Origin of the sequence: Brenneria sp. L3-3C-1, assembly GCF_016456245.1 — a bacterium.
Classification (GTDB): domain Bacteria; phylum Pseudomonadota; class Gammaproteobacteria; order Enterobacterales; family Enterobacteriaceae; genus Brenneria.
On the sequence record NZ_JAEMHF010000005.1, the window covers coordinates 1 to 23,145 of the forward strand.

Genomic DNA, 23,145 nt, shown 5'->3' on the forward strand with positions numbered 1-23,145 from the left:
GCTTCAGCCTCGCGGAGAATACTGATGATCTGTTGGTCGGAAAAACGCTTCTTCATGGGGATGTCCTCATGTGGCTTATGAAGACATTACTAACATCGGTGTGTACTAATCAACGGGGAGCAGGTCAATTAATATCACGTTCGACGGGCGAATCTTGAAGAACTAACGTAATTGCATAGTCTGACATTGGCTCGATGCTATGTAATTCTTCAAAATTAACGTAATATATTTCCCCCGAGTTTATTTGAAACTCGTCAATCAAGACGATATTTTTTACTTCCAGGTTTTGTACATTTGGCTCACAATGAGGTCCTGCAGCCATGAATGTTTGTCGATAATATTCTTCGCCATTCTCGTGTAGATTGAACCTCCTGGAAAGTAGAGTTCCATGCAGAACTCTGGAAGCAATAGAAGCAATATGGTCATGTACATCCTTTCCTATTTTACCTAGTTTCCAGAAATGTAGACGTATTCGGCGAGGATATGCCCCCGGGATCTCTGCAATTACAAATTTGTAAAAACCGAGTTGATGCTCATACCCTATAATATCCAAGTCATTCTGAGCTAACAGAGAATATATGTATTCCTGCATTTCTATTGGACTTACATAGTCTGTCAGTATATCAATAAGCCTTTTATCGCTTAGCTCTTCATTGTGCCATTTATTAAGTTCATTAATCAATCGCTTCATTATTTAACTCCAAATGATGAGGTATTGATATACCTGGCCTGCCGTTTGCAAAAATTCGTTGCTCTACATGTTCAATGACATCAAGGTTTCTTTCAAAAGTACGATTATCTTCTTTCAATTCGCCAATCGTCTTCCATGAATATTTCCCGCCGGGGAGGGTTAAGTCCATTGTTAGCATTTTTCTTGAAAGTTTTTCTGATATTTTTACAAAGAAAATGTCGAAATAGTACGTGGTAAGACTATTGCTTTTGTAAGATATTTTTGTACTAATCAAATCATCATTAACGGGTGTGACTGTGATATCTTCGCTAGAAGCACCCCATTTATCTGCTAATGCACTGCTTAGCTTATCAGTTGAGTCAAAATCAGCAGATCTACTCTTTCCAAAATTAGGGAGCAGCCAACAGTCCCATATTTTAGAATACTCTACTAACAATCTCAAAGAATCATCTTTATCAATTGCTAGTATCAAAAATGCAAATCGGCGTTCGTCTCGGGTTGTGGACTGTCCTGCTAATACCTGAAGGAATTTTTCGTAACTTGGCGTCACTAATATTTTATATACTATATATATAAACCATATTATTAAAGACGAAAAGACGAATATAGACAAAAACATCCAAATACCCTTGTCAATACCCCATTTAGAACTTATGTCAGATACAAGCATAGTGTACCCTATGGTAACAAGAATACTGATTTGCGATAGCAGAATCCCTATGTTGGCTGACTTGTTGTCGAAATAAGGACGAAGAAAACTTTTAAGATATTTTCGATCATAAAGTAACTTGTCAGGAGCTAAGTCATTTTTGCTATTACGAGAGATGCTAAATTTTATTTTCCAGATATTAAATTCCAATTAAGGCACCTTATATAATTTAACTTTTTGGGTTTAATAGAAACTAAACGATAGGATTTAGACATTGACTTTATCAGATAATAGATTGATTTAATATACACCTCCCCAATTTTTGAAATAATTCGGGTTTGAAGCTAGTTAGGGCTTTGTTGGATAAAGCCGGTATCGGGCGAGTATCTCTTTAGCTGGTTGATTTTTTAAGCTATACGCACGCTTTCAGACAGGCCTGTCTTCGTCATTTTTGTTCAACGCAGGCACCATATCCAAAGCCTTTGCACACGGCTCATCTTAATCACGCAGCGTCAGCGTGTAAGCATCCCGCTTAACCCAACCATTCACTTTTCGAGATCTTCAACATGAGTGCTATGCATAAGTTTCGATTCTAACACTCTGAACCCCTCTCAAATCCCCCAAAACATAAGATTAATAGCATCCTTGATCTCATCCGCGCAGTCGCCAAGATCCGCAATCACTTCACCAATGACCTCAACGGGAACGCTCGATAGTTCAGTCGTCATCAGCCGATAATCTTCGTCGTCGATGCGGATCAGCGGGAACAGTGTTTTATTCACTTTCTCAGAGAGGTGATGCGCTTCGATAATCGGAATGACCATGCGCCGCTTTGGTGTCTCGACAATATCGCTTTGCACATCGATAAACATTTTGTAGTGACTGGCTCTTTTGTATTCATAAACAATGAATTGCATGATCACCAGTTCCTGTTTTCATCCGCAAAGGAGCCATTCTGCGCGATAAATCTGGCGACTTCTTCCATCCCTTCACGGTTTTCCTTCTTCCACTCTTCAGCCTTGATACGGCGGGCTTCTTTGCCAATGGCATCGTTCACCAGACTGGAAATATTGACTCCGGCAGCACTCAGAACCTGATAATTGTCTTTGTCCACGGTAAGGCTGACACGGTGTTTCATGATAGTGATCCTCTTCTATGTATACTCTGAGTATATACTCAGCATGGTTGTTCAGCAATTAGCCAAGATTGAACTCCAACCTAACCAACTGTGCCAGATGTCGGGTCTCAATCAGAGCAATATCCATCGCGCCGATATCAGGGAAAACGTAGCGTTTCAGGCAGGTGAGGATCTTATCAGCGTGAACGCCCGACCAGAGCTTAAGACAACTGGTGTGCCATGCGGTGGCGATGTATTGAAAGGTGTGGGATTCATCAACTATGGTGTTATCCGTTTTGCGGATCAGGGCAGGGCTGATGCCGGACGCCAGCAGCTTACGCGCCGCGTCGCGCTTTTCGCGGGCTTCCGCCAGCGTAGTCTGAGGGTAAGGGCCAAAGGCCAGACGATTTTCTTTACCGGCGAAGCGATAGCGGAAATACCATAGCTTAGCGCCGCTGGCGGATACCGTCAGGTACAGACCTTGCGAATCGGAAAGTTTGTAGGATTTTGCGCGGGATTTGGCTGCGCGGATTTTACTGTCATTCAGGGCCATAGATGGGTCTCTCCGTTTCATCGAACTGAAAGACCCGCAATCTGACCCCAAATTTTCCAGATACGAAGGGATAAACCAAAACGCATCGGGAAAGATTTTTACGCCAACTTATTGAATTACATACAAATGGGGATTTATAAGGAGGCATAAAAAAGGAAAGATGGTGCCGGACTCGGAATCATACTCACGATTAACATACTGTTAATTATCTATTTTGTTGATATTTATCGTAAACAGCGCCCCCGCGAAAGCCCCCATAAAAAATCGTTTTGTTTTTGTGATGGTTGTCACGATGAATCGGTGTTTTAGCGGTTAATGGCGCTAAAAACGTGGTTTCATCTCCTGTGCAGGCAACAGCCGATACCTCTCTGTGTTGAATATCTTTTAAACGTAGACTTGATATGTAGGATTGGTAATTTTTGAGATAATAATAAATGATGTGATCTATAATATATGGATTATATTGGTATTTTTGCTATTATTTTGAGATGTTCTCATACTCTATTTGAGATAACTACATATCATGGCTCAATTTAATCACTTTGAACTTTCGCTTCTGAACCCCAACTTTGACTCCCCTTTGGTCGATGCGCTGACGGAACTGGAGATCCTCCGGCATCTGAGGCTGGAAACGGATGTTCACCCTATCCTGTTTGCGCAATTGAAAGCCGTTTTCCACATGCTGGAGAGTCTGGGTTCTGCGAGGATTGAGGGAAACCACACGACACTTGCCGACTATGTGGAAAGCAAAGTCGAAGGAACACAGAGTTCGACGGATCAGCTCAAAGAAATCAACAATATTGAAGCCGCGATGGAATTCATCGACGAGCATCTAAATAATGGTGATGAGATAACGGAATATTTTATCCGCGAGCTACATAGTCTGGCGGTTGTCGGGTTGCAACAGGAAGGCGACAGAACGCCCGGTGCCTATCGACAACATAACGTCAGCATCGCTCAGTCTGACCATTTACCGCCGGATCATATCCACGTTCCTGACTATATGTCAGAACTGACCAGCTTTATTAACCGTGCTGATAAACCAAAATATGATCTGATGAAAATTGCACTGGTGCATCACCGTTTTGGCTGGATACACCCATTCGGTAACGGTAATGGCAGAACGGTCAGACTGCTAACCTATGCGTTATTGATCAAGTATGGTTTTAATGTTCAGGCAGGTGGACGGGTTCTTAATCCGACAGCGGTATTCTGTAATGATCGTGAGCGTTATTATGCCATGCTTTCGTTAGCGGATAAGGGAACAGAGCGGGGCTTAGAAGAATGGTGTTTATATGTACTTTCGGGAATTTCATCTGAGTTGAAGAAAGTCGATCAACTGACAAACCATGCTTTTTTGAGTACGAAAATACTGTATCCGGCGATCGACTTTTCATCTGAAAGAGGGCTAATAAACCGGTTGGAATCTAAAGTTCTGAAACGCGTTGTCGAGTTGGGGACGATAAAAGCGGGTGATCTCCGTACCGCTTTACCTGATCTAAAACCAGCGCAGGTGACTTATCAGCTCGGTAAATTGATTGACCGGGGACTGCTCCAACCAGTGGAAGAGGGGGCTCGTACCTATACGGCGAAGTTTTCTAACTCATATCTGATCCGCGGGGTGATTAAGGTACTACGTGAAGAAGGGTTTATTCCTGATTTGTGATTTAAATATTTTCTGCTGTGGAGCAGGGGAAAATAGTTGATCTTAATGCACTATGTCATTTGTACCAGAAAGTAAATGTAGCTGTACTTAGTGTTTTAATGGTCTTAGTATGAAATGGAAAGATAGGTGGTAGCCTATTTTAAGGCTACCAAAAATATTATCTATATCATGCTTGTTCGGCTATTAAATTTGGTGAAACTTCAGTTATTCCTATCATGAGTTCATAATGGCCAATTTGTTTTGATTTTGTGAATATATCTTTGAATATACGTAAGTAAACCTCATTTGTTCTTTCTCCATGATTAATATATAAGTCATCATGTATTGAATGAGAACCATCATTTACCCAAGAGAATAATGACTGACAAATTAATTTATCTCTTCCCTGAAATAGTTCGCATATATTATCCTTTGACATGCCACCCCACATAGTGAAGTAATTTTCTAGAATTCTCCTCAAAGTATTTTGTAATGTTATACTGGATAGATTAGGTTTTTTTACTTCTTCCCAAAGTAATTCATAAGCAGATCTAATAGGATTGCTATCACATCTCTCTATATATGAGGTGTCTGCTTGTTTTTTTACCATCCAGAAAGTTTCCTCAGCCAGAACATTATCACGAGGGCGTTTAGGGTGATAGCTGATTTCTTTATGAAAATAGACATTGTGTGTCAATATGAAAACTTGCCTAATGTATCCTTTATTATTTCTTATCTCGTCAAAAATACCCTTAATTAAGCTGCTAACGATATATAGTATGTCGCTATCTAAACTGGATATTGGATCATCAAAAGCAACCACTCTTGGCTGAGTTATTCCAGATGATGCTTGCGCACCTTTAATTAGTGAGTAAAAATACAGAAATGTAATGAATGTTTTTTCACCTTCACTAAGTGAACGGCTGGCATCATCTCCGTTGCTGCGGCATATTTTATAATGACCTTTTTCATCTACAATGTCGATACTGAATGATGTGAATCCAAATGAATTTAGTAAAGCATTGATAGTATCTTTGGTAGGCAATATTGATGTTGAACTTTTTTCCTGCTCTTTAATCTGTCGATCAATATCATTCCGTCTGCGTTTTTTTTCTTCGAGACTGGATTGCATCCCATTTACTACATTCTGTAACTGTATCTTATTGGAATTATAGGTGTTTAAATGAGGATTAAGTTCTTCTAAAATAAATTTCCATACCTGATTTGTAAGCTTTTTTTTCTCTGTCTGTAGATTATCAACTGTGAGATTATGTTTGGTTATTGCTGCATTTGCAGCATCTATCTGTTCGCTTAATGGGTTAAAAAAATGGTCAAGAGGTTCTAACGTTATTTTCCTGCTGGGCTCCCGTTGCTTTTCGTGAATAAGTTTGAGATTGCTCTCCATTCGTTCTTTTAATGCTCTAACAGAAACGTCGAAAAGGGTATGATCTAAGTGAACGGATTGAATGGTAATGATAGTCTGAAGAGTAGATGAAATTTCTTCAATCGCTTTCTGATAACTATGAGCTAACTGTGTTATTACGCGTAATTCAGCTTCATAACTATCATTAAAGAAATCTTTAAGGCTTTGCGCGAATATTTTATCGGTTGGTTGCTGGCAGAAAGGGCAATGATTATCATTATGTTGATGGAAGTATATCCCCTGCTTGACCCAGTCACTATTACCTAACTTATTAATCATTGCTGCAATATCAATATCCTGACTGCCGACGATCGATTTTTTTAGAATATCTAATAATGCCATGTCCATTAATGGTTGTGCGTTAATTATTGGTAGTATCTCTCTTTTATCCGGATTTTCTGAGAAAATAGTTTCCGATTTCTCTTTAAGAATATCAAAACTAACAACCTCTGCATTATTTGATGATTTTTCTATTAGTACTTTTTGTTTAAATTTATCAGCACTACCACGAAAGCCAGTAAAAGCCTGTTGAAAGATAGTGTCGTATTTTTGTTTCATTTTCCAGCATTGATTTTGAAGGGAGTTTTCTAATTCGATGACTTCTTTTTTCTTTCCTCCAGACTGGTTTTCACCCTCAAGTTGAATATTAAGCTTGTTTATATCTTTATCTAATTTTTCCAATTCAGGCTTTAGTTTGGCTATTTCTTTTTCAGCTTCAACTTGATTGTCACCCAAAGTAAAAATACCTTTGATTGTATTTTCCTGATTGAAATTGCGATCCACGAAATCCTTGTTATATACCATCACCTCTAGAGGTGTTCCGCCAGTCCATTGACAGAAGCAATGTTCATGACCTGTAGCTTGCTCAATCACACGACTAATTGTTGTCTTTCCTGTACCATTTGCTCCAAATATGAAGTTAATTTTTCGTAGATCATTAAGTATGGAAGGCCTAGTATAAGTTGCGATATTCTGAATATTAATGCTCGTTATCATGTTAATACCTTCTAGTCAGCTACAGGAACGATGATCCATGTCATTTATTATACGATGGGGAATTCTGAGCGGGCAATGGTCGATAAAGCATAAATGAGATAATTATTTTACCATTATGTGTTATCTTAAATGTGACTTAAGACACATTTTTGTATGCGATAATTATATTGACTCGTCTCACTATAGATCTTGAGTGAGTCAAAATTTTTTGCCGTCAATTACTCGTAGCTTTAGGCATATCTGCCTGCCTGAAAATTCAGGTGCCAGGATTCGCCTCCCGAATACTACATTAGTGATATATGACTCGCCTTACGTATTTTTTATGTCGCAATGCTTAGCTATGCCGAATTATGGTGAGCTCGGGGGGAGTGTCGCAACCAGCTCTACCCGGTTCCACTACTCTTAAGATTTCTCCCCTAACTGGTTGTTAAAAAATTATTTATTATATTATTAGTTTAATTTTCAAAATAATCATATGGACTAATTTATTTTTCCCACTGAACTATTTCACCATTATGTAATTTTAAAATTATTTCAGCAAAATTATCATCAACCGTATAAAAATAACACTCCGGCACATTAAGCACTTTAGCAAACGCGCACATCATCTCAAATGTTGGGCGATGTATACCGCTTTCATATTGGGATATGCGTGATCGTGCAGTGGCTTCCTCAATGCCAGCCAGTACGCCTAGCTTTTCCTGAGTGAGATTGGCTTGTAAACGAGCCGTTTTAAGGCGAATGGGCAACATGATGGCACCATCAATAAGGATATTGATAGCATGTTTAGCACTACTTTACATGTAGGTTGCTTAGACTTCCTGAACAATAGGGGAGGGGATTTATTTGCATTCGTTAAGAATGACTCTGATGTTTAAGGTAAAGCTCCAGAACCATCTCAGCAAAATCATCGTTAACGGTGTAAAAGTAGCATTCCGGCACATTAAGTACCTTTGCAAATGCGCACATCATTTCAAATGTTGGACGATGTATCCCACCTTCATATTGAGACACGCGGGACCGCGCAGTTTCTTCTTCAATGCCAGCAAGAACTCCCAATTTTTCCTGAGTTAGATTAGCCCGTAGTCGGGCGGCTTTGAGACGAGTAGGCAGCATCCATTACACCATCAATGATCATACATTGACTTAGTGTTTAGCATTACTTAACATCGTAGTTGTTTAGACTATCTGAACAGATGATGTTTAATGTGAGGCCACAAAATAAGGATCATGGAGATGATTGATAAGGATTGGCACCCGGCAGATATCATCGCCGGGTTAAGAAAGAAGGGAACAACATTGGCAGCGGTTTCCCGAGAAGCGGGGTTAGCGTCTTCCACGCTGGCAAACGCGTTAACAAAACACTGGCCGAAAGGGGAAAAGCTGATTGCGGAAGCGCTGGGGGTTTCACCGGCGGAAATCTGGCCTTCCCGTTACCGCAAGTCAGAAGATCGTTAAAGTAAAACAGGATCTCCCGAACCGTTATCAACCTAGGTCGGTAACGGTTCGGGAGAAGGCAAGCGAAGCACGGCAGTTTACTTTTGTTGTTCGCCCCATGCTCTCACACCATGACTTCGCCCCATGGTATGGGGCAAGTATATGCGGCGAGCGTATGAGGCGAATGCAGTGGCAGCAATGCAGCCCTGTGCCGGAAAATATATTTCCCGGCACAAAACGGCGTGCTCCAGTTCATGCGGGCTGGACGCCCTTATTGCCTGGCACATGAGGGTAATGTCGCGGCTGGACGCCACGCCAAAACCCCCAACGTCAACGGCGGCACACCGTCGCGCGCTACGCGCGACCAACCCCTTTAAGACGCGCGTTTTAGCCTGTTATTTCTTTTCCTCGCTGGCTCGGTGCGAAATAACGGGAAACGCTGCTTTAAATGGGTTGGTCGCGCCTCGCTACCGGCTTGTGGCCGGAGACTTAGCGGCGACGGTGTGCGGGGCAAGCCCCCCAAATAAACCGACGCGTGGGCGCGTCTTTTTGCTCGCTGGGGCGGCAAAATTTATTCGGCTCCCCCCGGCCTGCTCGGTTTCCCTTGGGGGAAACGCTCGCGGGTGGGTTCGGACGACGCAAATTAGCCATTTCTGCGAAATGGAATTTACTCGCCTCACGCCACTTTTTAATTTCTGCTGTTCGCATCCATTAAAAAGCCATACAAGCGCAGCCTGTCATATCACTTGTCCCTGTAAACACGGGTAATTGCGATGGTGAAAAATCCGCTGTTGTATCAGGGATGTTCGGTGCTCGCTCTGCTGCGCTCCGCCTCAGCCCTGATACAACAGCGGCGTAGAGAAACAAGATAAGTCGCCTCTGTTCGATTAGAAGCGACTTATTCCATCGGTGTATCAGTCTGGCTCAGGCAACCTTAATCGACTTCTCAAAGCGATAAGCCGGGATGAATTGATGCTGGCAGGCATCGAGATAATCTGACCACCATTGCATCATCTGAGTCCGTTCGTCGAGGTGTTCCGCTTTGTGAATATAGGCGGCACGGACGTGATTGCGCTCCTGATGGCTCATCTGCCGCTCCACAGCATCTTTTGACCAGCGACCTGATTCGATCAACGCACTACACGCTATCGTGCGGAAGCCATGTCCGCAGATATCCACCTGTGTGTCATAACCCATTGTGCGCAGCGCCTTGTTGATGGTGTTCTCACTCATTGGCTTACGGGCATCGTGATCGCCGGGAAAGAGTAATTCCCCGTTGCCGGACAACAGTTTTAGCTGCTTCAGTATCGTTACCGCCTGTTTTGACAGCGGCACCAGATGCGGTGTTTTCATTTTTGCGCCGCGCTCTGAGTGACGCACGCCAGCGATAGCTTCCCGCTGTGCGGGAAGTGTCCACATGGCGTTATCCAGATCGATCTCCGTCCAACGGGCAAAACGCAATTCACTGGAGCGGATAAAGATCAGTAAATTAAGCTGTACCGCCAACCTTGTTAGCAGTCTGCCTGAATAGCCTTCTATTCTTTCCAGCAGTTCCGGCAACTTTTCCAGCGGCAGGGCAGGGTAATGGTTTTTCGGCGGCGGGGTGATAGCGCCGCAGAGATCATTGGCCGGATTGCTGGCAATCAGTCCTTCCTGTACGGCGTAACGCATGATGACTGTCGTACGTTGCTGTATTCGTGCAGCCGTTTCCAGACAACCCTTTTTCTCCGCTACCCGCAGCGGGATCAGCAGGTTGGCGGTTTTCAGGTCGGTGACAAGGACATTGCCGATGAGCGGAAAAGCGTGCAGTTCCAGTGAACGCAGGACTTTGGCAGCGTGTGCCTCACTCCAGCGAATATTAGCGCCCACCCACTGACGGGCAATGGCTTCAAAGGTATTGCCGTTTTTCTTCGCCTGTTTGTCGTGCTGTTTTTTTACGCCGGGATCGTCCCTAGCGCTGAGAATAGTCCGGGCTTCTTCACGCAGTTTACGGGCACTGGCAAGCGATACCGTCGGGTAAGCACCAAACGCCAGCTTCTTCTCCTTGCCGCCGAAGCGGTACTTAAGATGCCAGAGCTTGGAACCGTTAGGTTTAATCAGCAGGTACAGGCCCTGCGCGTCGCTGAGTTTGTAAGGTTTATCGAGCGGCTTGGCGTTGCGGATGGCGGTATCAGTCAGAGGCATGGTGGGGGCTCCGTAGTTTATCGAACCGACAGGCCCCCAATTAAGCCCCCAAAAACTATGGATGTCAAAAAATCTGGTAGTACCTTGAGGTACTCCAGATTTTCATCAACTCACTGATTTTTCTATGTTCCCGGACGCATAGGAACGTCCCAAAACAAAAATATGGTGCCCGGACTCGGAATCGAACCAAGGACACGAGGATTTTCAATCCTCTGCTCTACCGACTGAGCTATCCGGGCAACGGGGCGCATTAAACCGTATTGCCTGCGCGTCGTCAACGGGTTTATGCGCTAAAGCGCGGAAAACACTGCTGACTGCCGACTTTTCAGCCAAAGCACAAGCCGCGCATCACGCATTGTTGCCGATATCAGGTCAATGCGCCATTCTTGCGACATAATGAAAAGCGCAATACGTCTTCAGCCAGCCGCTGGGCTGTCTCTATGCTGGATATCTGACGCTTTACCAACAGTCTGCTCAGGCATCCTTCCAAAATAAGTTCCATCTGCTGCGCCACCATTTCCGGATCGTCCGTCTCCAACGCTTCCAGTAAATCGCGAGTATAGCGGTAAGAGGCCAGTTTTTGCTGTTCCGCAATCTGATGAATCGGATGAGTAATATCAGGAAAGAAGCTACAGGCGGCGATAAACAGGCAGCCGGGATAACGGCCCTGTTTTACCGAGTCATACAGAACCTGATATCGCGCCAGAAGTTTTTGCTCAATACTTTTCGCCTCGTCCAACAGCAGTTGCCGCCGCCAGGTATCCACCTGTTGGCCGTGATAGCGCAGGCTGTCATAAAGCAGGGCTTCGCGATCGGGCCAAAAAGGCTGTAACTCTGTTACCGATAGATCCAGTTTTTGCGCCAGCATCTCCAGAGTGGTCATGGCGAAACCGTGCTGCTCTAGCAGAGTGAGGGCATGTTCAAGAACTTCTTCCCGTTGCATGGGTTCTCCTTCAGAAGAGCGGTTATCAGATAAGAAGTGTCGTTTAAGGGACGAACTTCTGCAAATGCGCCCGAAATCTTTCCGCATCCATAAAGCCGGTCACGCGTGAGCCGGGGATCTCTTTCCCCTGCGCATCAAAAAATAAAATCGTCGGCAGCCCCAAAACCTGTAATTTTTTCAGCAGCGCATTTTGCTCCGCGCGGTTTGCGGTAACATCCGCCTGTAATAACCGCATGCGCGATAAATGACGTTGCACGTTACCGTCGCTGAACGTGTATTTTTCAAACTCTTTACAGGCAACGCACCAGTCAGCGTAAAGATCGAGCATGACGGGTTGATGGCTTTCCGTCAGCGCATTTTCCAGCCCGACAATCGTGGTTACCGGCATAAAATCCAAAGCGGAGGACGAATGTCGCTGTTCTGAACCCAGGGGAGGGAATACCCAGTCCTGTAAAGGGCGAGCGGCGATTAACGATCCCGCCAACAGCAATAACTGCACGCCGCGTATCCAGCCTTTATGGCTGCGCAAACTCAGCGTGAACGCCCAGCCGAAGAACGCGACGGCAAGCAGACTCCATAGCCGCATCCCCCAACTTTCACCCAGTATGCGCTCAAGAAGAAAGACGGGCAGTGCCAGAATGACGAAACCGAACGCTTCTTTGACGTATTGCATCCACGGGCCGCTACGCGGCAACAGGCGATTGCCGAACAAAGCGATCAGGATCAGAGGCAGCCCCATACCTGACGCGTACAGATACAGCGAGCCGCCGCCGGCCAGCAGATTACCGCTCTGGGCGATATAGAGCAGGATCGCGCTGAGCGGCGCGGTGGTGCAGGGGGAGCAAATTAACCCAGCCAGCGCGCCCATGCCGAACACGCCCGTCAGCGATCCTCCCTGTTGGCGATTGCTCCATTCAGTCAGCCGGGTTTGCATGGAAGAAGGCAGTTGCAACGTGTACAGACCAAACATCGACAGCGCCAGCGCGATGAACAGCACCGACAGGCCGATCAACACATAAGGATGTTGCAGCGCGGCCTGAAAACGCAGCCCGGCGGCGGCGACAATCAACCCCAGCAGCGTGTAGGTCAGCGCCATTCCCTGAACATAGGTCATGGCGAGCAGGAAAGTTCGGCGAAGCGTAAGTTGTTCTTTTCTGCCGAGCACCAGCGCGGAGATCAGCGGATACATCGGCAGTACGCAAGGGGTAAAGGCGACGCCGATACCCATTAACAACGCCCACCAGGGAGAGAAAGGCAATGGCGTTTCCCGCGGTGGTTGAGAGGGGCGCGCGCCGCCGTCAGATGCCGGTAAAATCTGGCTTATGGGGATAACCCGCGTTTCCGGCGGATAACAGAAACCCGCATCAGCGCAACCCTGATAGGTGACCTGAACCGTTGCGGCGTTATCCGCCCGAATCAGCGGAATATTCAGCGCCAGCTGGTGTTTAAAGATGAATACCTCACCGAAAAACGCATCCTGATGACTGAGGCCGGCAGGAACATCAAGCTGGCCGATAACCGCCCGGTTTCCTTCAATCTTGATCTGCTGCCGATACAGATAATAGCCCGGCTGGATATCCCAGCGGACAACCAGTTGGTTATCCCGCTGCTGGAAATCAAAGGCGAAAGCCCGATCGACAGGCAAAAACTGCGCAGGCGCGTTTTGCGCAAACGGCGCCGCCGTGATCGTGGCGCCAAATGTCGCCCAAATCAGGAAAATCAGCGTAAAGATGCGTTGAGCCATGTCAGATAATCGCTATCGCCACCCAATACCGGCAACACCAGCAGTTCCGGCGTCTGATAGGGATGGCGTTGTTTCAGATGAGCCAGCAAAGCCTGTTGATGTGACGTGTCGCTTTTGATCAGCATTTGTATTTCTGATTGCCGCTCAAGCTTGCCTTCCCAGTGATAAAACGAGCGGGCGCCGGGCAAGAGGGTGACGCAGGCGGCGAGCCGTTCTTCCAACAGCGATGCGGCAAGCCGTTGTGCGCAAGACTCGTCAGGCGCGGTGCAGAGTATGACGACGGCATCGCAGGCAGGGCGGTCGGACATCGTGGCCTCGGTTTCAGGTGAACGTGCGGACACTATACCTTGCTTTGTGACGTGAGGGGAATGGTGCGGATCGACGCGCCCGGCCGATCCGCCCAAGGGTTACAACAGAATATTGCCGAGGATAAACCCGAATATCACTGACAGCGAAATGGCCAGTACGCCCGGTATCAGGAAAGAGTGGTTAAACACATATTTTCCGATGCGGGTTGAACCGGTATCGTCCATTTCAACGGCGGCCAGCAGCGTCGGATAGGTCGGCAATACAAACAGCGCGGAAACCGCCGCAAACGATGCGACCGCGGTAACCGGCGATACGCCGAGCAACAACGCTGCGGGCATCAGCGCTTTTGCCGTCGCCGCCTGCGAATAAAGCAGGGTGGCGGCAAAGAACAGCACCACCGCAAGCATCCACGGATAGTTTTGCAACAATCCGCCGGCGGTTGCCTGAATATCGGAAATATGGGCCTTAACAAAGGTATCGCCCAGCCAGGCGACGCCCATGACGCAAATACATGCGCTCATGCCGGATTTAAACGTGCTGGCGGAAAGGATCCGTGTCGTATCTACCTTGCAGGTGATGCAAATCAGCGTGGCGACCGTCAGCATAAATACCACAATCGCTTCGTTACGCGGTAAAACCGGGTTCTGAATCAAGCCGACCGTATCGCTGATGGCGGTGGCGTACAGCACTACGGCGACGATGCCAAACAGGAACAACGCCACGGAACGTCTGGCGCCGGGTTTCACCTCCAGCTTGCTGGCGCCGCGCAGCACGGTTTCGCCTTTTTTCAGGCGTTCCTGATACACTTCGTCATGTTCGAGCTCTTTGCCCAGAAAGTTGCTCACGATAGCGGTCAACAGTACGGCCGTCAGCGTGGTGGGGATACAAATCCCCAGCAGCATCAGATAGCTGACGCCCACGGGTTCCAGGATGCCCGCCACGAACACCACCGCCGCTGAAATGGGGGAAGCGGTGATGGCAATTTGTGACGCCACGACGGCGATCGACAAAGGCCGGGAAGGGCGAATCCCCTGCTCTTTGGCGACTTCGGCGATAACGGGCAGGGTAGAGAAGGCGGTGTGGCCGGTTCCCGCCAGGATCGTCATGAAATAGGTTACCAGCGGAGCCAGAAAGGTCACGTACTTGGGCTGGCGACGCAGTAGTTTCTCAGCCAGGCCGACCAGATAATCCATTCCGCCGGCGACCTGCATGGCGGCAATCGCCGCGATAACCGCCATGATGATTTCAATCACATCAAAGGGAATAACGCCGGGTTTTATCTGTAACCCGAGGGTAAGTACCAACACGCCCAGACCGCCGGCAAAGCCAATACCGATGCCTCCGAGTCTCGCTCCCAGGTATATGGCGAGCAGAACGATAAGAAGTTCCAGGGTAAGCATAAAGATGCTCCTTTACTATTTGAATGTAATGTATTTGGTATAAGATTTTCTTATAGTTATACAAAGCATAAAACAAAGGCACGCAGCTTTTTAGAACAGGCGTGCCTGATGGGACTATCAGATTACGATTTTAGGGTTGTTCACTCTCGTCGGTGTAGCGTTTGGCTTTATATTCCGGGTGCATCAGGTTCTGAATAGAGAAAATATCATCCAGTTCGGCCTCCGTCAGCAGACCGCGTTCCAAGACAACTTCACGAACGCTTTTGCCGGTTTCCGCACAGATCTTGCCGATGATATCACCGTTATGGTGGCCGATGAACGGGTTAAGATACGTGACGATGCCGATAGAGTTAAAGACATAAGCTTCGCAGACTTCTTTGTTGGCGGTAATGCCGTTAACGCATTTTTCCAGCAGGTTGTAGCAGGCGCTGGTTAGAATATAGGTTGACTCGAACATCGCCTGGCCGATGACCGGTTCCATTACGTTGAGCTGAAGCTGCCCTGCTTCGGAAGCCATGGTGACGCAGGTATCGTTGCCGATGACTTTAAAGCACACCTGATTGACCACTTCCGGCACCACCGGGTTGACTTTGGCCGGCATGATGGAAGAACCGGCTTGCAACTGCGGCAGGTTGATTTCGTTAAGACCGGCGCGCGGCCCGGAAGAGAGCAAACGCAGGTCGTTACAGATTTTCGACATTTTCACCGCCAGCCGCTTCAGCGCGCTGTGCACCATCACGTAAGCGCCGCAGTCAGAGGTGGCTTCAATCAGATCTTCCGCCGGGACGCACGGCAGGCCGCTGACTTCCGCCAGGCGCTGTACCGCCAGTTGCTGGTAACCATCCGGCGTGTTTAGACGGGTGCCGATAGCCGTCGCCCCCAGATTAACTTCCAATAACAATTCAGCGGTGCGCAGCAGATTTTTGTTTTCTTCTTTCAGTAACACATTGAAAGCATGGAACTCCTGACCTAAAGTCATCGGAACCGCATCCTGCAACTGGGTTCGTCCCATTTTCAATACGCTTTCAAATTCTTTGGCTTTACGCTCGAAACCGTCGCCAAGTTGGGTCAGCGCATCAACCAATTTCAGAATGGCGGCATAAACGGCGATACGGAACCCGGTCGGGTAGGCGTCGTTAGTCGATTGGCACTTGTTCAGATGATCGTTCGGATTCAGGTACTGGTATTCGCCTTTGCGGTGCCCCATTAATTCCAGGCCGATGTTGGCTAACACCTCGTTGGTATTCATGTTTACCGAGGTGCCGGCGCCGCCCTGATAAACATCAATCGGAAATTGATCCATGCATTTGCCGTTGTTCAATACCTCATCACAGGCCTGGATGATGACATCGGCAATTTTACGGGGGATAGTTTGCAATTCTTTATTCGCCAGAGCGGCCGCCTTTTTGACCATCACCATGCCGCGCACAAACTCCGGGATATCGCTTATCCTGCTATTGCTGATATAAAAATTTTCGACAGCCCGTAACGTGTGAACGCCATAATACGCATCGGCGGGAACTTCTTTGCTACCTAACAGGTCTTCTTCAATACGAATGTTGTCTGACATGAGAGCCTTCTCTTATTCTGCTGCTGACTAGAACTTGTGTAAACTAATTGTATTACCAGAGGCAACAGTCGCAGAATGTTTAACCATAACTGCATCCGTTGTCATGATGATATTCTGTACGGCGAAAAAAAATCGTAGCCTGGATCACTATCTGATCTTTCCCTTATGTTCAGATAAATGAACTGTGATAGTCATCACGCGCGACTATTTTCGGATAATAAATGGTGCCGGCATAGCTTGAAAATAGCCGGTCGCGCTACCATCTCAGTATAATGTGCAGAGCAGTGATGCCTGGTCATATTTGTTTTCAATAACATAATTTGTTTACAACAATTGCGTTTGTTTTTAACAGCATGCGTTTTCAAAAACAGGAGAATCAGGTGCGCTGGTTGCCGTTACTATTAATCTTTCTTTTTGCCTACGTAGAGATATCGCTGTTCATTCAGGTGGCGGAGGTGCTCGGCGTGGCGATGACCCTGTTGTTGGTGGTCTTCACGTCTTGTGTCGGCGTGTCGCTGGTGCGTAACCAGGGCATGAAAACCATTGTCCAGATGCAGCAGAAAATGGCGTCGGGTGAAAGTCCGGCGGCGGAGATGGTGAAAAGCGTGTCGCTGGTGCTGGCGGGTTTTCTGCTGCTGATCCCGGGATTCTTTACGGATTTCCTCGGGTTGCTGCTCCTGTTGCCGCCGGTACAGAAGCGTTTAACGCTGAAACTGATGCCGCATTTACACATTTGGCGTTCCGGTCCCGGCGCTTCTTCCGACGGTAATACGTTCGAGGGCGAGTATCAGCGCAAAGACGGCGGCCATAGAAATATTGAGCATCGGGATGAAAAAGACGATCGCTGAACCCTGATCGAACAGCAAAATAAGCCGGTAATATTGTATTGATATTGCTGGCTTTTTATTTTCATTAGCACAAAAAAGCATCATCTGATGCAAAAAAAGTAAATTTCTTCCCTTGAAGGGATGAGAAACGCCCCCACTTAGAACACCACAAGGCCGGATATGAGGGCATATCTGGTGTTCATCCTAAAACTGATATGGACTTTCTCAAAGGAGAGCTATCAATGAAAATTCGTCCATTGCATGACCGCGTGATCGTCAAGCGCAAAGAAGTAGAATCCAAATCTGCTGGCGGCATCGTTCTGACCGGCTCCGCCGCAGGTAAATCTACCCGTGGCGAAGTTCTGGCCATCGGCCATGGGCGCATCCTGGAAAACGGCGAAGTGAAGCCGCTGGATGTGAAAGTAGGCGATATCGTCATTTTCAATGATGGCTATGGCGTGAAGGCGGAGAAGATCGATAACGAAGAAGTGTTGATCATGTCTGAAAGCGACATTCTGGCAATTGTTGAAGCGTAATAATTGCGCGTAATCATCTGAACTGAACGAATTTAAGGGAAATACACCAATGGCAGCTAAAGACGTAAAATTCGGTAATGACGCTCGCGTAAAAATGCTGCGCGGCGTAAACGTACTGGCCGATGCAGTGAAAGTTACCCTGGGTCCTAAAGGCCGTAACGTTGTATTGGATAAATCCTTCGGCGCTCCCACCATTACTAAAGACGGCGTGTCCGTTGCGCGTGAAATCGAGCTGGAAGACAAGTTCGAAAACATGGGCGCACAGATGGTGAAAGAAGTCGCCTCCAAAGCGAATGACGCAGCGGGCGACGGCACCACCACGGCCACCGTACTGGCTCAGTCCATCATCACTGAAGGCCTGAAAGCCGTAGCCGCGGGCATGAACCCGATGGATTTGAAACGCGGTATCGATAAAGCCGTTATCGCCGCGGTTGAAGAATTGAAAAAACAATCTGTCCCTTGTTCTGATTTCAAAGCTATCGCACAGGTTGGCACCATCTCCGCAAACTCCGACGAAACCGTGGGTAAACTGATTGCGGAAGCGATGGAAAAAGTCGGCAAAGAAGGTGTTATCACCGTTGAAGAAGGCACCGGTCTGCAAGACGAGCTGGACGTTGTTGAAGGTATGCAGTTCGATCGCGGTTACCTGTCCCCTTACTTCATCAACAAACCGGAAACCGGTTCTGTTGAGCTGGAAAGCCCGTTCATCCTGCTGGCTGACAAAAAGATCTCCAATATCCGCGAAATGCTGCCGGTGCTGGAAGCCGTTGCCAAAGCCGGTAAACCCCTGCTGATCATCGCCGAAGACGTTGAAGGCGAAGCGTTGGCGACGCTGGTGGTCAACACCATGCGCGGCATCGTGAAAGTGGCGGCGGTTAAAGCGCCGGGCTTCGGCGATCGTCGTAAAGCCATGCTGCAAGATATCGCCACCCTGACTGCGGGTACGGTGATTTCTGAAGAGATCGGTCTGGAGCTGGAAAAAGCGACGCTGGAAGATCTGGGTCAGGCCAAACGCGTGGTGATCAACAAAGACACCACCACCATCATTGATGGCGTGGGCGACGAAGGCGCAATCCAGGGCCGTGTGACCCAGATTCGTCAGCAGATTGAAGATGCGACGTCTGACTACGACAAAGAAAAACTGCAAGAGCGTGTGGCTAAACTGGCTGGCGGCGTAGCCGTTATCAAGGTTGGCGCGGCGACTGAAGTTGAAATGAAAGAGAAGAAAGCCCGCGTTGAAGATGCGCTGCACGCGACCCGCGCGGCAGTGGAAGAAGGCGTGGTTGCCGGCGGCGGCGTTGCGCTGATTCGCGCCGCTTCCTCCATCACGGCTTCCGGCCTGAAAGGCGATAACGAAGACCAGAACGTGGGTATCAAAGTTGCGCTGCGCGCAATGGAATCTCCGCTGCGTCAGATCGTAATTAACGCCGGTGAAGAAGCTTCCGTGATTGCCAATACCGTCAAAGGCGGTGAAGGCAGCTACGGCTATAACGCTTACACGGAAGAATACGGCGATATGATCGGCATGGGTATCCTGGATCCAACCAAAGTAACCCGTTCCGCTCTGCAATACGCCGCGTCTATCGCTGGTCTGATGATTACCACCGAATGCATGGTTACCGATCTGCCGAAAGAAGATAAGGTGGATTTAGGCGCCGCCGGCGGTATGGGCGGCATGGGTGGTATGGGCGGCATGATGTGATGAGCCGCGATCGTCATTCTGACGATCGCCGCATCCTGTGCATACCGGCGTAATGCAGGTATTCCATAGTACCTTGTAATCTCAAGTATTTTGTAATCTCAGCCGATGACCAAAGAATAAACGTTCTTGTCATCGGCTTTTTTCATCTGATAAACAGCTTACCGTTTCACTCCGCTTTTTTGTGCCCCGCATCTTTTTTTTCCGGACAACGGCATGGAACTTTTTGGCATAAATCTCCACTCATCGAAATTGTATTCACGGCCGACGCTGCGGTTCAGGCGCAGTTGCGAAAGCCGTTCACCTATGACGTCGCTCCGTATCCGCTGATGTATCGGCAGGTCATCAGCCAATAATCAATAAGGAAATCCATCGTGCGTATCACTTCCGTACCCCATATTCAGTCTCCGGTCGGATACAGCGGCGAATCGGCGCAGGCGGGTGGTTCTTCTCTGCGGGGAAGCCATCAGGCGGCCGGTAGTAGCAGCGCGGCGTCGGGCGCATCACCGGCGGCATTGGAACAACCTTCTGATCTACGGCACGCGCTTGCCGGGACAACGGCGTTTAATCGCTTGGAACAGATACCAAAGCATCAAGGTTTGCTCTCGTCGTCGCTCCACTGTTTTACTATTCCGCCGGAAGTTCCGCTACACGGGCCGGGGTTTGGGCGTTTTATGGCGAATGTCGCCGCTGATGTCGCAGGAGTGGCCCGTGATATGAACATCCCGAAAAGCGCGGCGGCAGAAACGATGCGCCAGGCTATCGTAGATGGCGAGTTTGGCGGTAGAGCCAGGGCGGAAAACAAAGCGCGCATGATGCTGGCGCTCTATTCGATCAGAGAAATGGAAGAGGCGAAAGGCGAGCTGCAATCCGTGATGTCCGAACATCCGGTGTTCAGGATGGTGGATATCAAAAACATTTGGCGAATGCTGCTTGATGGCAAGGCGCACGACGATGGAAAACATCAGGGTTTGCGTTTTGACAATGAGCCGGGATATATGGCCGGTATGTATCGCGGATTAACACAGGTGTTACGCAATGATTTGCAGCGTGATGACCGCGTATCGCCGGAAACGATGTTGGCGCAACTTCATGATAAAGCCATCGGCGGCGTAGTGGACATTAACAGTGTGAAATTGCTTACTGAAGAGCTGAAAATAAGCGATGAACCCCACACAAGCAGTTTATTGGTGAGCCTCGGGCGTGAAACCAGCCGGAACGATAGCGCCGAATCAGATGATGATTATAGTAATATTTTGAGTTTTATGGAAAAAGGTTACCGTTCTCAAGCAGTTTCCTTCGTTCTCCTTAAAAATGATAACCTGACTAAGGAGGGCTTTAATGAACTTAAGCAGCGTTATACAGGGAATGAGCCATTTCCGTTTATGCTGTTTTCATCGGCAACCGGAGAGGATGTGAATCCTCAAACCCGGTTTGGCGGAATTAGCTGGATAAGTCTTAACAGCTTGTCGCCAGCAATACTCCCAGAAGAACTGCATCCGGCGGCGTACGCCCAAACGCAGATAAGCCATTATCGTCAGAATATCGGCCAGATAAGCGATGAAAAAGGAAAGTTGACCGAAATTGCCAGGCTGTGCCAGACGTTGGAACAGGCGCATTGTTTTACTGATGGCAACGCGCGAACGCTCGGTTTTCTCTTCGTGAATCAGTTATTGCTGGAAAATAAGCTCAGTCCGTCGGTGATTTATGATCCTAACCGTTTTGACGGTTTTTCCCATCAGCAGCTGGTGGCGGAAATCCAGAAAGGGCAGCGGCTTTTTGAACGGCTTTAACCCGTCCGCGCGGGCGTTTACCGCGCCTGTTATCTGAACCGCGCCGAAAAATCTCTCACCTCTGGCCGCGCTTGGCGTCGGTCGGCACATCCTGATCGTATAAAAAGCCCCCTTATAGTTAACCACACGTTCAGAACGTGTTATCGGAGTGCGATTCTGCGCTACAATATGAGACGTTTACTTTATTTACAAATCAACCCCGAGTGGAGTAGGGATAATGTCTGATGATGCGCCAATTTCCCTGCGTGCTCTTGAATGGTTTACCGAAAAGCCCGCAATAATTCCTGCGCACATCGAGGACTGGCTGATGGAAACCGATTCAATGACGCAGCGCCTTGATGGCTATTGCGCTCAACTGACGGTGACTATCCGCAATGAACGTTTTCTCTCTCCTGAGGCGTTGACCGATGAACGCGCGCACCTGCCCGTCAGTGAGCGTTATTGGCTGCGTGAGGTTGTGTTGTATGGCGACGGGCGTCCCTGGTTATTCGGCCGCACCCTGATCCCCCAACAAACGCTGGATGGCGCAGGCGCGGCGCTGACGAAAATCGGTAATGTGCCGCTGGGGCGTTATCTGTTTCAACACGATGCCCTGACGCGTGACTATATCCGCATCGGCTGCGGTGAGAGTCTGTGGGCGCGTCGTTCCCGTTTGTGCCTTTCTGGTCATCCTTTGTTGTTGACCGAGCTTTTTTTACCTGAGGCACCGCTTTATTTTTCGGATAGCCGTGAAGGCTAGCCGGTAATTGAGGAGATCAGTCCGTTGGAAAGAAGTGTAACAGCGGGGAAATGGCTGGCTTACTGTCGGTTGATGCGTATTGATAAGCCGATAGGTTCTCTGCTGCTGCTGTGGCCGACCTTATGGGCATTATGGCTGGCAGGGCGAGGAGCGCCGGAACCGTGGATATTGTTTGTTTTCGTCGCGGGCGTCTTTTTGATGCGGGCGGCGGGGTGCGTCATCAATGATTACGCCGATCGGCATTTTGACGGACACGTAAAGCGCACGGCTTCGCGTCCGCTGCCCAGCGGGATGGTCAGCGAGCAATCGGCCAAAGTATTGTTTGTGGTGTTGGTTCTGCTGGCGTTTGGTCTGGTCCTGACGTTGAATAAAATGACCATCTGGCTTTCCGTCGCCGGGCTGGCGTTGGCATGGGTCTATCCGTTTATGAAGCGTGTCAGCCACTTGCCCCAGCTTGTTCTGGGGGCGGCGTTCGGCTGGTCGATACCCATGGCCTATGCGGCGGTGAGCGAGGCATTGCCGCTAACCTGCTGGATGATGTTTCTGGCTTATGTCTGCTGGACGGTGGCCTACGACACGCAATACGCCATGGTGGATCGGGATGACGATCTCAAGATCGGCATCAAATCCACCGCCATCTTGTTCGGGCGTTTTGATACGTTGATTATCGGCCTGCTGCAAGCGGGCGTTTTGCTGCTGCTGGCGGTACTGGGCTACATGTCATCGTTAGGCCCGGTATTCTACGTGTCGCTGTTGGTTGCCGCCGGGCTGTTTGCGTACCAGCAAACGTTGATTGCCGGGCGCGAGCGGGATGCCTGTTTCCGGGCATTCAGAAATAACAACTATGTTGGAATGGTGCTGTTTGCCGGTGTGCTGTTCAGCCTATAAGC

General features: G+C 48.3%; 21 protein-coding genes, 1 tRNA gene and 1 pseudogene. 8 read left to right on the plus strand and 15 right to left on the minus strand.

What is annotated here, in order from left to right:
* Window positions 1-124: 124 nt before the first annotated feature.
* The 5 genes and pseudogenes from JG725_RS11665 to JG725_RS11685 form a co-directional block, all read right to left on the minus strand.
* Entirely contained in the window at window positions 125-691 is a 567-nt protein-coding gene (locus tag JG725_RS11665) for a hypothetical protein (RefSeq protein ID WP_199378117.1), read from the minus strand.
* Window positions 675-1,550, minus strand: coding sequence for a hypothetical protein (locus JG725_RS11670; protein WP_199378119.1), 876 nt, complete (start codon window positions 1,548-1,550; stop codon window positions 675-677). The genes JG725_RS11665 and JG725_RS11670 overlap by 17 nt, the downstream gene beginning before the upstream one ends.
* Window positions 1,551-1,951: 401 nt before the next feature.
* On the minus strand, window positions 1,952-2,257 hold the full coding sequence (gene ccdB / locus JG725_RS11675; protein WP_199378120.1) for a type II toxin-antitoxin system toxin CcdB: 306 nt from the start codon (window positions 2,255-2,257) through the stop codon (window positions 1,952-1,954).
* Window positions 2,258-2,259: 2 nt separating this feature from the next.
* Window positions 2,260-2,478 (minus strand): type II toxin-antitoxin system antitoxin CcdA, encoded by a 219-nt coding sequence (gene ccdA, locus JG725_RS11680; protein WP_199378122.1) that lies wholly within the window; start codon window positions 2,476-2,478, stop codon window positions 2,260-2,262.
* Between the two features lie 79 nt (window positions 2,479-2,557).
* Window positions 2,558-3,010: pseudogene (locus tag JG725_RS11685) on the minus strand (tyrosine-type recombinase/integrase); the annotation flags it as partial.
* A gap of 523 nt (window positions 3,011-3,533) precedes the next feature.
* Between JG725_RS11685 and JG725_RS11690 the strand changes: the two are divergent.
* Window positions 3,534-4,676, plus strand: a complete 1,143-nt coding sequence (locus JG725_RS11690) for a Fic family protein (RefSeq protein ID WP_130640106.1) — start codon at window positions 3,534-3,536, stop codon at window positions 4,674-4,676.
* Between the two features lie 166 nt (window positions 4,677-4,842).
* Here JG725_RS11690 and JG725_RS11695 read toward each other — a convergent pair whose 3' ends face one another.
* The 3 genes from JG725_RS11695 to JG725_RS11705 form a co-directional block, all read right to left on the minus strand.
* Window positions 4,843-7,074 (minus strand): AAA family ATPase, encoded by a 2,232-nt coding sequence (locus JG725_RS11695; protein ID WP_125232379.1) that lies wholly within the window; start codon window positions 7,072-7,074, stop codon window positions 4,843-4,845.
* 485 nt (window positions 7,075-7,559) lie between these two features.
* Window positions 7,560-7,826, minus strand: coding sequence for a helix-turn-helix domain-containing protein (locus tag JG725_RS11700; RefSeq protein ID WP_116227391.1), 267 nt, complete (start codon window positions 7,824-7,826; stop codon window positions 7,560-7,562).
* Between the two features lie 103 nt (window positions 7,827-7,929).
* Window positions 7,930-8,190 (minus strand): helix-turn-helix transcriptional regulator, encoded by a 261-nt coding sequence (locus JG725_RS11705; RefSeq protein WP_039477842.1) that lies wholly within the window; start codon window positions 8,188-8,190, stop codon window positions 7,930-7,932.
* Window positions 8,191-8,310: 120 nt separating this feature from the next.
* Here JG725_RS11705 and JG725_RS11710 point away from each other — a divergent pair, with 120 nt between their 5' ends.
* Window positions 8,311-8,532 (plus strand): helix-turn-helix transcriptional regulator, encoded by a 222-nt coding sequence (locus JG725_RS11710; protein WP_010301503.1) that lies wholly within the window; start codon window positions 8,311-8,313, stop codon window positions 8,530-8,532.
* A gap of 903 nt (window positions 8,533-9,435) precedes the next feature.
* Here the strand turns inward: JG725_RS11710 and JG725_RS11715 are convergent.
* The 7 genes from JG725_RS11715 to aspA form a co-directional block, all read right to left on the minus strand.
* On the minus strand, window positions 9,436-10,695 hold the full coding sequence (locus JG725_RS11715; RefSeq protein ID WP_199378124.1) for an integrase arm-type DNA-binding domain-containing protein: 1,260 nt from the start codon (window positions 10,693-10,695) through the stop codon (window positions 9,436-9,438).
* A 163-nt stretch (window positions 10,696-10,858) separates the two neighbouring features.
* A tRNA-Phe gene (locus tag JG725_RS11720) sits at window positions 10,859-10,934 on the minus strand.
* Between the two features lie 128 nt (window positions 10,935-11,062).
* Window positions 11,063-11,638 carry a transcriptional regulator gene (locus JG725_RS11725; protein ID WP_172290222.1) on the minus strand — a complete coding sequence of 192 codons (576 nt, stop codon included), beginning with the start codon at window positions 11,636-11,638 and terminating at the stop codon, window positions 11,063-11,065.
* A 43-nt stretch (window positions 11,639-11,681) separates the two neighbouring features.
* Complete coding sequence (locus tag JG725_RS11730) at window positions 11,682-13,382, minus strand: protein-disulfide reductase DsbD (RefSeq protein ID WP_199378127.1); 1,701 nt, start codon at window positions 13,380-13,382, stop codon at window positions 11,682-11,684.
* Window positions 13,358-13,690 (minus strand): divalent cation tolerance protein CutA, encoded by a 333-nt coding sequence (gene cutA / locus JG725_RS11735; RefSeq protein WP_172290220.1) that lies wholly within the window; start codon window positions 13,688-13,690, stop codon window positions 13,358-13,360. Before cutA ends, JG725_RS11730 begins: the two co-directional genes overlap by 25 nt.
* A 99-nt stretch (window positions 13,691-13,789) precedes the next feature.
* Window positions 13,790-15,091 (minus strand): anaerobic C4-dicarboxylate transporter, encoded by a 1,302-nt coding sequence (locus JG725_RS11740; RefSeq protein ID WP_172290219.1) that lies wholly within the window; start codon window positions 15,089-15,091, stop codon window positions 13,790-13,792.
* A 130-nt stretch (window positions 15,092-15,221) separates the two neighbouring features.
* The gene (aspA, locus tag JG725_RS11745) at window positions 15,222-16,661 is read right to left on the minus strand and encodes an aspartate ammonia-lyase (protein ID WP_199378129.1); all 1,440 of its coding nucleotides are present in this window, start codon (window positions 16,659-16,661) and stop codon (window positions 15,222-15,224) included.
* Between the two features lie 380 nt (window positions 16,662-17,041).
* Here aspA and JG725_RS11750 point away from each other — a divergent pair, with 380 nt between their 5' ends.
* The 6 genes from JG725_RS11750 (at window position 17,042) to ubiA (ending at window position 23,143) form a co-directional block, all read left to right on the plus strand.
* A complete protein-coding gene (locus tag JG725_RS11750; protein WP_172290217.1) occupies window positions 17,042-17,509 on the plus strand; it encodes an FxsA family protein in 468 nt (155 codons plus the stop codon).
* A 221-nt stretch (window positions 17,510-17,730) separates the two neighbouring features.
* Complete coding sequence (locus tag JG725_RS11755; RefSeq protein WP_048636335.1) at window positions 17,731-18,024, plus strand: co-chaperone GroES; 294 nt, start codon at window positions 17,731-17,733, stop codon at window positions 18,022-18,024.
* A gap of 49 nt (window positions 18,025-18,073) precedes the next feature.
* A complete protein-coding gene (gene groL, locus JG725_RS11760; RefSeq protein WP_199378130.1) occupies window positions 18,074-19,726 on the plus strand; it encodes a chaperonin GroEL in 1,653 nt (550 codons plus the stop codon).
* A 671-nt stretch (window positions 19,727-20,397) separates the two neighbouring features.
* Window positions 20,398-21,516, plus strand: a complete 1,119-nt coding sequence (locus JG725_RS11765) for a Fic family protein (RefSeq protein ID WP_199378133.1) — start codon at window positions 20,398-20,400, stop codon at window positions 21,514-21,516.
* Window positions 21,517-21,733: 217 nt separating this feature from the next.
* Window positions 21,734-22,255 (plus strand): chorismate lyase, encoded by a 522-nt coding sequence (gene ubiC / locus JG725_RS11770; RefSeq protein WP_172290214.1) that lies wholly within the window; start codon window positions 21,734-21,736, stop codon window positions 22,253-22,255.
* A gap of 24 nt (window positions 22,256-22,279) precedes the next feature.
* Window positions 22,280-23,143: a 4-hydroxybenzoate octaprenyltransferase gene (gene ubiA / locus JG725_RS11775; RefSeq protein WP_172290213.1), complete on the plus strand. Its 864-nt coding sequence runs from the start codon at window positions 22,280-22,282 to the stop codon at window positions 23,141-23,143.
* Window positions 23,144-23,145 lie beyond the last annotated feature (2 nt).